This window comes from Sneathiella chinensis (genome assembly GCF_012720115.1).
GTDB lineage: Bacteria > Pseudomonadota > Alphaproteobacteria > Sneathiellales > Sneathiellaceae > Sneathiella > Sneathiella chinensis.
The window spans coordinates 401,191-414,932 of the sequence record NZ_VNWN01000007.1 but is presented as its reverse complement, the minus strand read 5'-3'; the positions used below and the strand labels follow the sequence as shown (position 1 = coordinate 414,932).

The 13,742-nt window shown below is 56.6% G+C and carries 14 protein-coding genes; 6 read left to right on the top strand and 8 right to left on the bottom strand.

Translation table 11 applies throughout. From position 1 onward, the window contains the following. Position 1: 1 nt before the first annotated feature. Genes FQB27_RS14415 through FQB27_RS14405 form a run of 3 tightly spaced genes read right to left on the bottom strand, consistent with a single transcriptional unit; the run spans position 2 to position 2,517 of the window. Entirely contained in the window at positions 2-445 is a 444-nt protein-coding gene (locus FQB27_RS14415; RefSeq protein ID WP_169561750.1) for a YeeE/YedE family protein, read from the bottom strand. Further along, entirely contained in the window at positions 446-2,212 is a 1,767-nt protein-coding gene (locus FQB27_RS14410; RefSeq protein WP_169561749.1) for a SulP family inorganic anion transporter, read from the bottom strand. Then, complete coding sequence (locus FQB27_RS14405) at positions 2,209-2,517, bottom strand: ArsR/SmtB family transcription factor (RefSeq protein WP_169561748.1); 309 nt, start codon at positions 2,515-2,517, stop codon at positions 2,209-2,211. Before FQB27_RS14405 ends, FQB27_RS14410 begins: the two co-directional genes overlap by 4 nt. Positions 2,518-2,598: 81 nt before the next feature. Between FQB27_RS14405 and FQB27_RS14400 the strand changes: the two genes are divergently transcribed. Beyond that, the gene (locus FQB27_RS14400; protein ID WP_169561747.1) at positions 2,599-3,459 is read left to right on the top strand and encodes an MBL fold metallo-hydrolase; all 861 of its coding nucleotides are present in this window, start codon (positions 2,599-2,601) and stop codon (positions 3,457-3,459) included. 165 nt (positions 3,460-3,624) lie between these two features. Here FQB27_RS14400 and FQB27_RS14395 read toward each other — a convergent pair whose 3' ends face one another. Further along, positions 3,625-4,848 carry a serine hydrolase gene (locus FQB27_RS14395; protein WP_206374688.1) on the bottom strand — a complete coding sequence of 408 codons (1,224 nt, stop codon included), beginning with the start codon at positions 4,846-4,848 and terminating at the stop codon, positions 3,625-3,627. A 353-nt stretch (positions 4,849-5,201) separates the two neighbouring features. On the opposite strand from FQB27_RS14395, the gene FQB27_RS14390 reads away from it, so the two are divergent. The 5 genes from FQB27_RS14390 to clpA all read left to right on the top strand — a co-directional run bounded on the left by FQB27_RS14390 (position 5,202) and on the right by clpA (position 9,970). Beyond that, positions 5,202-5,894, top strand: coding sequence for a hypothetical protein (locus FQB27_RS14390; RefSeq protein ID WP_169561746.1), 693 nt, complete (start codon positions 5,202-5,204; stop codon positions 5,892-5,894). 213 nt (positions 5,895-6,107) lie between these two features. Next, positions 6,108-6,689 (top strand): phasin family protein, encoded by a 582-nt coding sequence (locus FQB27_RS14385; protein WP_169561745.1) that lies wholly within the window; start codon positions 6,108-6,110, stop codon positions 6,687-6,689. A gap of 196 nt (positions 6,690-6,885) precedes the next feature. Next, positions 6,886-7,092, top strand: a complete 207-nt coding sequence (locus FQB27_RS14380) for a dodecin (protein WP_169561744.1) — start codon at positions 6,886-6,888, stop codon at positions 7,090-7,092. A 158-nt stretch (positions 7,093-7,250) separates the two neighbouring features. After that, on the top strand, positions 7,251-7,613 hold the full coding sequence (clpS, locus tag FQB27_RS14375) for an ATP-dependent Clp protease adapter ClpS (protein ID WP_169561743.1): 363 nt from the start codon (positions 7,251-7,253) through the stop codon (positions 7,611-7,613). Between the two features lie 44 nt (positions 7,614-7,657). Then, positions 7,658-9,970 (top strand): ATP-dependent Clp protease ATP-binding subunit ClpA, encoded by a 2,313-nt coding sequence (gene clpA / locus FQB27_RS14370; RefSeq protein WP_240953540.1) that lies wholly within the window; start codon positions 7,658-7,660, stop codon positions 9,968-9,970. A gap of 81 nt (positions 9,971-10,051) precedes the next feature. Here clpA and FQB27_RS14365 read toward each other — a convergent pair whose 3' ends face one another. From FQB27_RS14365 to FQB27_RS14350, 4 genes are all read right to left on the bottom strand, one after another. Next, complete coding sequence (locus tag FQB27_RS14365; protein WP_169561741.1) at positions 10,052-11,173, bottom strand: ferritin-like domain-containing protein; 1,122 nt, start codon at positions 11,171-11,173, stop codon at positions 10,052-10,054. A gap of 144 nt (positions 11,174-11,317) precedes the next feature. Then, on the bottom strand, positions 11,318-12,469 hold the full coding sequence (locus FQB27_RS14360) for a GNAT family N-acetyltransferase (protein ID WP_169561740.1): 1,152 nt from the start codon (positions 12,467-12,469) through the stop codon (positions 11,318-11,320). Beyond that, positions 12,466-13,260 carry a glycerophosphodiester phosphodiesterase family protein gene (locus tag FQB27_RS14355; RefSeq protein WP_169561739.1) on the bottom strand — a complete coding sequence of 265 codons (795 nt, stop codon included), beginning with the start codon at positions 13,258-13,260 and terminating at the stop codon, positions 12,466-12,468. Before FQB27_RS14355 ends, FQB27_RS14360 begins: the two co-directional genes overlap by 4 nt. Further along, complete coding sequence (locus tag FQB27_RS14350; RefSeq protein WP_169561738.1) at positions 13,244-13,711, bottom strand: RidA family protein; 468 nt, start codon at positions 13,709-13,711, stop codon at positions 13,244-13,246. The genes FQB27_RS14355 and FQB27_RS14350 overlap by 17 nt, the downstream gene beginning before the upstream one ends. Positions 13,712-13,742: the final 31 nt, after the last annotated feature.

Sequence of the window (13,742 nt, the reverse complement as noted above, 5' to 3'; positions counted from 1 at the left end):
ATCAGGACCCCGTCACCATACGAATAATGAAAACAACAAGCGCCGCGACGACCATGAAGGTCATTGTGGCCACCAGCGAGCGGACAGACAGACGGCCAATGCCGCATACGCCGTGACCGCTGGTGCAACCGGCGCCGATATTGGTTCCCGCACCGACCAGCAGGCCGGCGACGATCAGCGCCGCATAGTGGACGTCATCGGAAAAATTGTAGGGGTTGATGTTGATGAAGCTGATATCACCGCCGAGAACGGGAAACAGGGCCGCGCCGCCGATCAGTCCCAGAATGAACAGGATACGCCAGCGGGCAAAGTCAAGGGTGGGCGGGATCAGGCCGCCCAGAATGCCGCTAATACCGGCAATGCGGCCCCCGGCCAGCATCAGGGTGGCCGAGATCCCGAGGATCAGGCCGCCTGCCAGTGACAGGAAGGGTGTGAAATTCTCCATTTAAATACTCCAGTCCGGATGGTTGAAGAGCGGATTGCCTTTTTCAGACAAGGTTTTGAAGGCATCATAGGTGCTCAGGAAAACCTGCCCCGAATGATGCTGTTTGAAAAATTCGGTGTTTTGAAGCCGGTCCATGACCGGTCCCTTGACCTCTGCCAGATGCAGGCGGATGCCGGTTTCGGCCAGTTCCTTCTGCATCATCTCAAGGGTGTGCAGGGCGCTGCCGTCGATGCTGTTGATGGCGCTGCAGATCAGCAGGATATCCGTCAGGTCCTTGCGGGCCGCCACCTCGTTCAGGATGAAATTCTCAAGATAGGCGGTGTTGGCAAAGAACAGGCTTTCGTCAATGCGGAGCGCCAAAAGGTGCGGATAGGTCCTGACCTTGTGGCGCCGCACATTGCGGAAATGTTCCGTATCGCCTACCTGTCCGACAATGGCGATATGGGGGCGGCTGCTGCGCCAGAAATGCAGCGCCAGCGAAATGGCAAGGCCGGCGATCAGCCCCTGTTCGATCCCGAATTGCAGGACCGCCACAAAGGTGATGCCCTGTGCGATGCCGTCCGCCTTGTCATAGGCGAGGTTCTTGAGAAAGCCCTTGATGTCCACAAGGTCCAGAATGGCCACAAGGATAATGGCGGCCAGAACCGATTTCGGGACCGAATGGAACAGGGGGGTGAACAGGACCAGCGTGGCTGCAATCAGGGTTGCGGTGATGATGGCGGCAAGCTGGGTGTTGGCGCCTGCCGCAAAATTGACCACGGACCGGCTGAACCCGCCGCAAACCGGGCTGGCCCCCGTAAAGGCCGATCCCAGATTGGCGAAACCGAGGCCCCAGGCTTCCTGATTGACATCCAGTTTTTCCCGTCGCCGTGAGGCCAGAACCTTGGCGATGGCAACACTTTCCACATAACTGATCAGGGTGATCAGCAGGGCCGAGGGCAGCAGATCCTGCGCGATCCCCATCCCGAGGGTCACATCCGGCAGGGCGATGGAGGGCAGGCCTTCCGGTATGGTGCCGATAATGGCAACGCCTGCCGTTCCGTTCAGGTCAAGGGACAAGACCAGAACTGTCATCAGGATCAGCACCATCAGTGGCCCGGTCTTGGATAGCCCGGCGGACAGGGGCTTCAGGGGCGGAATTTTCTCGATCAGCGGGGCAAGATACTTCCGGGCCAGATGCAACAGGACAACACTGCCAAGCCCGATCATGACAGTGGTCTGGTTCAACCGGTCGGGCAGGGCCTCCAGTTCCTTAAGCGAGAACAGATCGGAGAAGGCCAGTTTTCCGTCCAGTCCCACAAGGGGGGAAAGCTGGCTGAAGGCGATGACAAGGGCCGCCGCACTGGTAAAGCCGGACATGACGGGGTGGCTGAGAAATTCGGTCATGAAGCCAACCCGGAACAGGGCAATCAACAGAAAGCCGACCCCAACCATGAAGGACAGGATGACGGCCGACGCGATATAGGTTTCGCTGCCGGGCTCGGCAATCTTGGACAGGGAATAGGCAACCATCAGCGATGCCACCGCCACCGGCCCCACGGCCAGCGTCCGGCTGCTGCCAAACAGCGCATAGAGGAGCGGCGGGGCGATGCTGGCATACAGACCGATTTCAGGGGGCAGTCCCGCAAGGGCCGAATAGGCCATGGCCTGCGGGATCAGCAGGATGGCCGTGATGATCCCGGCGGTCAGGTCGCCCGAGAAATGCCGGCGGTCATAGTTTTTCAGCCAGCCATAGGCCGGGACAAGGCGTTGGGCGAGTTCCGTCATGTGTCCCCGTTATCCTTGCAGTAAAGGTTGTAAAGGGTGGAGATGACGTTGCGGGCCTCATCCCCGGTCAGGGAATAGTAGATGGTCTGGCCTTCGCGGCGGGTTTCCACCAGTTCGTCTTTTCTGAGCAGGGCCAGTTGCTGGGAAATCGTCGAGGGGCGAAGTTGCAGCATGTCCGCAAGCTGCCCCACGGACTTTTCCCCATCGTTAAGCTGGCACAGCAACATGAGGCGCGTCTCGTTCGAGAGGGCCTTCATCAGAATGCTTGCGCGACCGGCAGATTTTCTCATTTCCTCGATATTCATACTTGCGTATCTACATAGATATGAATATAAAGTCAAATAGAATGAGAAGACGATCATTGGAAATTATGTGTGGGGATTGAAATGAAACCGGACGTCACAGCCTTTTTTCACAAGCCGACCTTTACGGTCTCGTATCTTGTGAAGGACCCGGAAAGTCGGAAATGCGTGCTGATTGATACAGCCCTTGATTTTGACCATAAATCAGGCCGGACGGCGACAGAGGCAGCGGATGCCATTGCGGATTATGTCCGTCAGAACGATCTTGATGTTGTGTGGATTCTGGAGACGCATGTTCATGCGGACCATATCACCGCCGCGCCCTATCTGAAGGAGCAGCTTGGCGGACAGATTGTCATCGGCGAGCAGGTCACGGCGGTACAGAAAGTCTTCAAGGGCGTTTTCAATGCAGGCGAGGGGATGTGCACGGACGGCACCCAGTTTGATGTGTTGCTGGCCGATGACGCGGTTCTGGAATGCGGCGGACTTCGCATTCATGCCATCGCAACGCCGGGGCACACACCTGCCTGCATGAGCTACCATATCGGTGATGCGATCTTTGTGGGGGATACCCTGTTCATGCCCGATTTCGGGACGGCCCGGTGCGACTTCCCGGGCGGGGATGCGGCGCAGCTTTATCGCTCTATCCGGAAAATCCTGTCCTTCCCGGATGAGACCCGCCTGTTCATGTGTCACGATTATGCGCCGGGTGGCCGCGAATATCAGTGGCTGACATCCGTGGGCGAGCAGAAGGAAAAGAATATCCACGTTCATGACGGTGTTTCCGAAGCGCAGTTCGTCGAGATGCGGACGACCCGCGACAAGGAACTGGATATGCCGCTTCTGATCCTGCCGTCTGTGCAAGTCAATATGCGCGCCGGACATTTCCCGGAACCAGAGGATAACGGCGTCAGCTATCTGAAAATTCCTGTGAACGCCCTGTAATCATAAACGGGGGGCGCTGCAGGGGCACCTCGGATTCCAAGACAAAAAAGGCGGCATTCCGATCGGGAGTGCCGCCTTTTTTTAATGTTTTCTGTTTGTATGCTCGCGGCCAGAAGAGCGCGATAAAGGTGCTTGCTTTCAGGGTGAGCCAGACCGTCCGTCAGGTTAGTTGCGGGCCACCCGGATCAGGTTGCCATCCACCGGAGAGACCACGAAGCAGGCAACGGATTTGTCCATCAATGTCCGGCAGATGGATTTGGCGTTCTGTTCGGTGAAGCCAACCATTTGCGCCCGATAGATGGAGCCGCTGTCGGTGCTGACCTTCTGGATGTTGAAGCGTCCGCCGTCCATCATCCCGCCAGTCAGGCCGGTAACATGGTTCAGCTGGTCCCGTGCATTGCCAACGCGAGAGAAGGCCCCCACTTGAATGCCCCAGTCCCCATCGGACGGATCGGGCAGGATCGCCGGCTGCGGCGTCGGGATGGTTGCTGCGGTGCTGGCGGTTGATGCCTTCATGATGCCGCCCTCAACGGTGTTGTGGGGGCTACCAAGGGCAATGCTGACCGGGCGGGAGTTGGGAATGGGAACCACGGAGGGTTGCGCCAGTTCCATACGCTCAAAGCCCTTGTCGAGCAGGGATTTCATGTGCAGGTCACGGCTTTTGGCGGTGCGACCGCCGAACACAACGCCGATCAGGCGGTGGTTGCCGCGCTTGGCGGAGGCAACAAGGTTGAAGCCGGACGCCCGGATATAACCGGTCTTGATGCCATCCGCGCCCTTGTAGCTGGACAGCAGGTTGTTGTGGTTCTTGAAGCTCTTGCCCTTGTAATCAAAACTCTGCAGCGAGAGATAGTGATAGAATTGCGGGAAGTCGTGGATCATGGCCGCGCCCAGAATGGCCATGTCGTGGGCCGTGCTGCGCTGGCGCCGGTTCGGCAGCCCGCTGGCATTGCGGAAGGATGTCCGGTGCATGCCAAGTTTGCTGGCCTTTTCCGTCATCATGCGGGCAAAGGCGGCCTCGGTCGGGGCCATGGCTTCGGCCAGAACCGTTGCGGCATCGTTGGCGGATTTGGTGATCAGGCCAAAGACGGCATCGCGAACCGAAATGGTGCTGCCTTTTTTCAGGCCCAGTTTTGTCGGGGTCTGGCCTGCGGCACGGGCGGATACCTTCAGTTTCTGGTCAAAGCTGAGCTTGCCCTGGTTAATGGCCTCGAAGGTCATGTACAGGGTCATGATCTTGGTCAGGGAGGCCGGGTACAGCCGCTGGTTCGCGTTTCTGGAGAAAAGGATCTTGCCGGTTCGGCTGTCCATCACAACGGAGGCGTAGCGGCTGGCTTCTGCGGTTGTCGGCGCCAGTGTGGCAGCCAGAACAACGAAAAGGGCAAGCACGGAAACGAAAAGTGACAGGAAATGTCCCCTCGTGCCACTTTTTTGTCTTGTTTGGCCAGTAGCGTGCTGCCTTGCAATGTTTTTCCGGAAAAGTGACACAGGAAAACCTATTTTTGTTTTAACAAATTACTCAAACCACGACGTGTACCCCTGACACAATGTGAAGTTTAGAAAAACTTGCGAATCATGTCCAACAAATTCCTTTGTCGTCGCGTATAATTCAGGAAAAGGACGGATTTTCATTTGGAATGACTGTTCCGAAGAAACCGTTTTCCCTTTTTATGGTCATGAGCATTATAAGGCAGGTTTGTTAAGATAAGGTAACCGCAGGCCTGAAAGAAAAGAGGAACGCCATGAATGTTTTTGCCCGCTTGGGGGTTGTCTGTTGTCTTGCTGTTGGTGCGGCGGCCTGTGCTGCGGACGGGGGAACCGGAAACCCCATTGTTCGGCCGTTCCAGTATTTCTCCTATGCCAACGGGGATGATATCCGCGCCCTGTGTGAGCCGGGAGGCACGTCACGATACCGGATTATCTATAACGCGCTATATGAGGAGCAGGTCCGCACCTATGACATTGTCCAGGCGTTTGGCGCCGGGGAAGGCATACAGGAAACGCGGGTGTTCCGGCGTGGTCTGGGAGGGCAGGTGGATATCTATAGTGACGGTGTGGATTTCCGAAGCAATTTTCATTCCCGTGTTCCGCTGGACCTTGATGATCTGGTGGCCATTGACCGCGCCCTGATCGAGGCGGGCTTCGAGGCGCCGACCCGAAACGGCCTGAAGCTTCATTCCGACGAATTTTACTGGATTGCTATGGTTTGCCGGGATGGGGTGTTCAAGTATCAGGCCTGGACAAAGCGGACGACCGATTTGGCAGACCTGCCGTTTGTGGAGGTTCTGTCCCCCCATGACGAGACCGGGGTCAAGGTGGCGCCGCCGGTGGAACCTGTGTTTCAGCACCGGGGCGCCCGCCCCACCAACAGCCGGGACATGTCCAGCAGCAGCTATTTCTCGATGGAGGTGGGGGATAACGGGCTGAAGTTGTAAAAGGCGGATGTGGTCTTGCACAAAAAAAGTTGGATTGTTTTTTGTGACCTTTTTCATGTTTTGAAAATTATGCAATAAAATCAAATGTTTGATTGCTTGTATAATTTTTTGTGCGCTGCACAATTTTTCTTGACATGTGAGGGTTTATGAATATATAAAGTGCGTATTGTTGCAGTGCAACATTTTGGAAGACGCTACTTGAAAGGCAATCTGATGAGCAAGACAACTGCTGCCAAAGACAAAGTGGAAACCGGAACCTCTGCTTTCGGCGCCGCTGATGCAACCAAAGAATTCGAAGCCCTGTTCAGCACAGGCCGCAAAACCCTGCAGGATGCTTTCCTGTCCGGGACAGACGCCGCTGAAAAGGCATTCAAGACGGGAAGTGAAGCGGTAAAGACCAACTTCACCAAAGCCGTCAAGGACGGAAAAACGCAGGTTGAGAAGGCAACCAAATCCCTGCGCGAAGCCTCCTATTTCGATGCGGAACTGACTGATCCGTTCCTGACAGCCGGGACCACCGCCGTTGAAAAAGGCGAGAAAATCAGCACCGAGCTGATGGATTTCGGTTCTGGTCGTGTGGAAGCCTGCTTCACTGCCTACCGGTCCATCCTGAAGGCTGATGACGTTCAGAAGGCTCTGGAAGTTCAGTCCGAGTTTACCCGCTCTGCGGTGGAAACCTACGCAACGGAGTTCGGCAAGCTGAACACCATGATGATCGATGCTACCAAGTCCGTAATGGAACCTCTCGGCGCTCAATACGCCGCTGGCTTTGACAAGTTCCTGAAACAGGCCTGAGACTGAAATTACAGTCAAATCAGTAGCATGTCTCCGATCAGGGCCTGGAAATTTTCCAGGCCCTTTTCATTTTCCGGACAGGCATGTTGATATTTTTCAGCGGCCCGGAAGGAAAAAACGCCAAAATTTTCCCTATATTGTTTCTGTGGTTCGGAAGTTCATCGCAAACAGGAGCAAAAAAGAAGGGGAAGTCGCCATGTCTGATCATGTCTACAAGATGATCGAGATTGTCGGAAGTTCCGCAAACAGCACGGATGATGCCATCCGGAACGCCATCAGGAAGGCCAGTTCTTCGCTGGACCATCTTGACTGGTTCGAGGTGGTGAATACCCGTGGACATCTTGAAAATGGCGATGTTGCGCATTTTCAGGTGACCCTTAAAATCGGTTTCAGGCTGGATTGACAGGGGGACCTTGCCCGTGCGGGCAGGGGAACAGGACAGCGCTGAAAATAGTCCCGGACAATTAGCAATTTTTTTTGAAATTCCTGCTATGATCTCTAATTATGTAAAAGAGGGGACAATTCCGTCGCCTATTTGATCATTGTCATGAAAATCGAAAAATGCGGAAGTCAGGTGCTGTGATTATTGTGTCCAACGGTAACGATAAAAAAAATGTAGATGATGGCGATCTGGGGACCGGGATTGCGACGAAAACCAAGCCCAAGGCCAAAAAGCCGTCCATGTGGCGTGTTCTGTTACTGAACGACGATTACACCCCGATGGAATTTGTTGTCTACGTGCTCCAGCGATTTTTCAACATGGATGAACAAACCGCGGCCAGGATTATGTTGCATGTCCACCAGAAAGGCGTCGGAAATTGTGGCGTTTTTCCCTACGAGGTGGCCGAAACCAAAGTTGCGCAGGTAATTGATTTTGCACGCGAAAATCAACATCCTCTGCAATGTACGATGGAGAAGGAATAGTGCCTGGATTTTCAAACTCACTAGAGGAAAGCCTGCATCGGGCCATGGCTCTGGCAACCTCCAGACGCCACGAATTCGCCATGCTGGAACACTTGCTGTTCGCCCTGACAGAAGATCAGGATGCGGCGTCCGTAATGCGGGCGTGCAATGTGGACCTGGACATCCTGCGCAAGGATCTTGATGAGTTTATCACCGATGAACTGGATGATCTGGTTCTGGACGCTTTCGTCGAGGCGCGACCAACCCTGTCTTTTCAGCGGGTGGTACAGCGCGCCCTGATCAATGTGGAAAGCTCTGGCCGGGAAGAGGTGACGGGGGCCAATGTTCTGGTCGCCATTTTCTCGGAACGGGAAAGCCATGCCGCCTATTTCCTGCAAAAGCAGGAGATGACCCGGCTGGATGCCATCAGTTATATCAGCCACGGGGTCGCCAAGGCGCCGGGCAAGAGCACGACGCGGGTCGTGCGCGGTACGGACTCTGAATTTAAGTCCGAGGCGGAGGAAAACACCTCTGAAGAAGAGCATCCGACCTCTTCCGAAGCGTTGGAGGCCTATTGCGTCAACCTGAACGAAAAGGCAGCCAAGGGAAAGATCGATCCGCTGATCGGTCGGCAGGACGAGGTGGATCGCACCATTCAGATCCTCTGCCGCCGGTCCAAGAACAACCCGCTTTACGTGGGGGACCCCGGCGTTGGCAAGACCGCCATCGCCGAGGGGTTGGCCCGCCGGATCGTCAATGGCGAGGTGCCGCAGGTGCTGCTGTCTTCGGTGATTTATTCACTGGATATGGGCTCCTTGCTGGCCGGAACCCGGTACCGGGGGGATTTCGAGGAACGCCTGAAAGCGGTCATCTCGGAACTGGAGGCCATGGACAATGCCATCCTGTTTATTGATGAAATCCACACCATTATCGGGGCGGGGGCCACAAGTGGCGGTGCGATGGATGCGTCCAACCTGTTGAAGCCCGCGCTGGCGAGTGGTGCCATAAGATGCGTTGGATCAACGACTTACAAGGAGTTCCGCAGCCACTTTGAGAAGGATCGGGCGTTGCTGCGCCGGTTCCAGAAAATCGATGTGAACGAACCCAGCATCCCGGACGCGGTCAAGATTCTGAAGGGCTTGAAGCCGTATTTCGAGGAATATCACAACATCCGTTACACGGCGGATGCGCTGAAAAGTGCGGTGGAACTGTCCGCCCGCTATATCAATGACCGGAAATTGCCGGACAAGGCCATTGACGTGATCGACGAGGTGGGCGCGGCCCAGCTTCTGAAACCGGAAAGCCGCCGCAAGAAAACCATCGGCGTCAAGGATGTGGAGGAAACGGTTGCCAAGATTGCCCGCATCCCCCCCAAATCCGTATCCAAGGAAGATACCGAGAACCTGCGCAAGCTGGATGTAGACCTGAAACGGGTTGTCTTTGGTCAGGATCAGGCGATCGAGGCGCTGGCAAGCTCTATCAAGCTGGCCCGTGCTGGCCTGCGCGAGCCGGAAAAACCCATTGGCTCCTATCTGTTCTCAGGGCCGACCGGGGTGGGTAAGACGGAAGTCTCCCGCCAGTTGGCGTCCATTCTGGGGGTGGAACTGGTCCGTTTCGACATGTCCGAATATATGGAACGCCACACGGTCAGCCGCCTGATTGGCGCGCCTCCGGGATATGTGGGGTATGATCAGGGCGGACTGCTGACCGATGCCATCGACAAGCAGCCCCATGCGGTTTTGCTGCTGGATGAAATTGAAAAGGCCCACCCGGACCTGTTCAACATCCTGTTGCAGGTCATGGATCATGGCAAGCTGACCGATCATAACGGCAAGCAGGTGGATTTCCGCAACGTGGTGCTGATCATGACCACCAACGCCGGGGCCCAGGAGATGAGCAAGCAGGCCATCGGGTTTGGCAGCGGTCTTCGGGAAGGTGAGGATGAAGAGGCGATCAAGCGTCTCTTTACACCGGAATTCCGCAACCGTCTCGACAGTGTCATTCCCTTTGCCCCGTTGCCGCCGGAAGTGGTCTCACGGGTGGTCGAGAAATTCATCCTGCAACTGGAAACCCAGCTTGAGGACCGGAATGTCACCCTGTCCCTGACCGATGCGGCGGCCTCGTGGCTGGCCGAGAAGGGATATGATGTCCATAATGGCGCCCGGCCACTGGCCCGTGTCATTCAGGAGACCATCAAGAAACCCCTGTCTGAGGAACTTCTGTTCGGAAAACTGGTCAAGGGCGGCCATGTGAATATCGGCCTGAAGAAGGGCGAACTGACCTTCGATATCGAAAGCACCGCGGGCGGTGCCGAACCGGAAAAAGCCGATGGCGGGAAAACCAAAAAAGGGAAAAGCAAGGATAGCGAAACAGTCTGATCCTGATCCTTTTCCTGATACCAATAAAAAAAGGCGGGTCCAATGGGACCGCCTTTTCTGTTTTCGCGCTGTGCAGCCGGATTATCCGGCAGCAGAGATCGGCTTCTGACCGATGATCTTGCGATTCTGGTTGATGTCTTTCAGATAGGCGATGCCCTCGTCGGCGATGGCGTATCCGACCATGTCCTCGCTCTCGCCGTCGATTTCGTCCATATCGATCCAGTGAGAGTAGAGCGGACGGGTGCGGTCCGTGATGATCCCTGATTTCAGCAGGGTTTTCACCAGAACCCGGAAGATGTTGGTGGATTCTTTCAGCGCCTCGCGCCGGTCCGCATCGGTAAAAACCTCGCGGCAGGCATCACGAACCCATTCCCATTCCAGCCCGAACTGGGCGTAGATGGATTGTTTCTGGCGAATGTTGATCAGGTTGAACAGGACGGTTTCAAAGCATTTTGCTGCCCAGTCCTCAACCCGGTCATGTTCCTCGCGGGACAGTTTTGGAATGGTCCGATCGGCCCAGATCTTGCCGAACTTGTGATGGAAGGCCTCGTCGGTCATGACAAGCTGGGTCAGGCGCTTGAGCAGCGGATCATTGGTTTTGGAATGGAAGCTGGCGAACGCCCCCATGGCCAACCCTTCCACCAGCATCTGCATACCCACCAGTTTCTTGTAGACCTCCTCTGCGCCGACCAGTTCCTGAAGCAGGCCGCCAAGGCTTTCGCCCACAGGGTAGGGGCTGCCCCACCGGGTCTGGATATAGCGGCTGAAGGCGGTGACGTGGCGCGCTTCCTCGCGGGTCTGGTTCGACGCATATTCCTGCGCGCCCGGGTCCAGCAGGATGTGGCACAGGCTGGCGCTCAGGGACAGGGCGCCCTGTTCGCCGTGCAGGATGCTGGACAGGCTCCAGCGGGTACTTTCATTGGCCAGCTTGATCTGCTGCCCCTCATCCAGCCGGTCGGCCACGGCGCTGAGAAGCTCGGGGAAGGTTTCCCGAGGCATGATCATTTCGTTATTGATGTCAAACGGCGTTGAAAAATCGATATAGGCCGTGTCCAGCGGGTCCCAGAAATGGTCGTGGGTTGCTGAAATGATCTGGTCGAAGGCACTGGTGCGGGTTCCGTAGCGGGCCGGATCAAGCATGGCCGGAAAGTCATCGGAGGCCACCGCATTATAGATGGGGTCGTGATTGATATGATCAGTCATGAGGACGTTTCTCCATTTGATATGGGCGTTTGTCGCCTCTTATCGCGTGACGTTTACGTAAACGTAAAGATTAGAATACACGGTTTTGGAGAAATGGCAATGTAATATGGAGCTAATCCACAAGTCCCGAATATGGCGGGTGGGTCAGGTCTTTTTAAACGGGGTAAAGCGGTTCATGTACTGGATTTCCGCGTCCATATCGCGGGTTTCCGCTTTCAGGAATTCGGCGACCGCGTCGTGAAATCCGGGGTCCTGCATCCAGTGTGCCGAGAATGTCCTGGTCGGCAAATAGCCGCGCGCCAGTTTGTGCGGGCCTTGCGCCCCGGCCTCGACCCGGTTGATCCCGTGGGCGATGGCATAGTCGATCGCGCGGTAGTAGCAGGTTTCAAAATGCAGGAATTTATGATCCTCGGTGCACCCCCAATAACGCCCATACAGGCAATCCCGGCTTTGGAAGTTGAGGGCCCCGGCAATGTAGCGGCCCGCATTCTTGACCATGAACAGGACAATCTGATCGCCCAGTGTCTCGCCAATCTGGTCAAAGAAGGCCCGCGTCAGGTACGGCGTGCCCCATTTCCGGCTGCCCGTATCCATATAGAACGAGAAAAACGCGTCCCAATGCAGGGGGGTGATCTGGTCGCCGCTCAGGGTTTCGAATTCCAGCCCCTGTTCGTTGGCCTCCCGCCGTTCTTTTCGGATGGCCTTTCGCTTGCGCGAGGACAGGGCGGTCAGAAAGTCGTCAAAATTCTCATACCCCTCGTTGACCCAGTGAAACTGTTCGCCCGTGCGGATCAGGTAGCCCAGTTCCCGGGCGGCGGCCAGATCCTCCTCGCGAAGGAAGGTAGCATGCACGGAGGACAGGCCCAGCTTGATCGCAATCTGTTTGGCGCCAGAGGCCAGCAACGCCTTTCGTTCCGCTTCGTCCGGCCCCTTGGGCACAAGGAAACGGGGGCCGGTCACCGGCGAGAACGGGACAGACAGTTGCAGTTTGGGGTAATAGCGCCCGCCAGCCCGCTCATAGGCATGGGCCCAACTGTGGTCGAAGACATATTCCCCCTGACTGTGACCCTTCACATACAGGGGGGCGACGCCTGCCACGGATTGATCCGCGTCCCGCCGGAGCACAAGATGATAGGGCATCCAGCCCGTCTCTGCCGTGGCTGATCCGCTTTCTTCAAGCGCCTTCAGGAAGGCGTGGGAAACAAAGGGATGGTCGTCGGACAGGCATCCGTTCCAGTCCTGTTCGTCCAGTTCGGAAATGGCGTTCAGGGTGCTGAGGGTATAGGACACGGTCATGGGCTCTTGCTTTTGGGGGAACAGCCCGGTTTTCTGACAAGGTCCGGCGTCAGGGTTTCAAAGATCACATTGTCGGCATGTTTGCGGGCATGATCAAGCTGATCCTGACGGGTGACGGTCCAGGCCAGTGCCGGGATGTTCCGACGCCGGACGCGACGGACGGGCCAACTGTGCACGTCCCGGACATCATAACCGATATAGTGCGGCGCGCTCATTCTGTTGAACAGCATCTGCCCCATCATGAATTTCCGGTGCAGGGGCATTTTCTTGGGCGGCGACTTCATGGCCAGTTGCCCGCGAATGATGTGCGGCGCGTTCAGGCGGAACCATTGCAGGATCCACGGATCGAAACTCTGGATCGAGAAATCCCCGCCATAGCCGGTCAGGGCCTCATGAACGGTTTGCGACAGGCGATCCGGCCCTTCCGGGTCGTGTTTCAGTTCAATCACCAGCGGCACGGTGCCGTTCACCACCTGCAGGACTTCCATCAGGCCGGGCAGGGTGTCCGGCCCGCTGTCCAGTTTCAGGGCGGTTAGCTCGGCAAAGGACACCTGTTTGACAGCCCGGGGGTCACCGGTCATGCGGATCAGGGTATCATCATGGAAAACCACGGGAAGACCGTCCGCTGACAGATGCACATCCAGTTCGATGGGCAATCCCGCCTGCATGGCCTGCCGAAAGGCGGACAGGCTGTTTTCGGCAATGCCGGCGGCGCTGTCATGCAGGCCGCGATGGGCGATGGGCTGGCTTGTCAGCCAGCCCGGCGCCTTTGGCTCAGCGGATTTCGACAACGGCGTCAATCTCGACTGCGGCATTTCGGGGAAGGGCGTTGGTGCCAACGGCAAAGCGGGCATGACGGCCCTTGTCACCGAATACCTCAACCATCAGGTCGGACGCGCCGTTGATGACAACAGGCTGTTCGGCAAAGCCGTCCACGCAGTTCACAAAACCGCCCAGCTTGACAACCCGCTGGACCCGGTCCAGATCGCCGCCGCAGGCCGCCTTGACCTGTGCGATGATGTTCAGGCCGCAAACACGGGCGACTTCGGCGCCTTCCTCGGTGGTGTATTCGGCGCCAACCTTGCCCTGATACCCGATCTGGCCGTTCACAACCGGAACCTGCCCGGAAACATAGACCAGATTGCCGGATACCACATAGGGGACGTAATTGGCGGCCGGGGCCGCAGCTTCCGGCAGGTCAATGCCGAGTTCGGCAAGGCGTGCGTCGATTGTTCCTGTCATGTATTTTCCGTCCTTTTATTGTCTTGTCCTG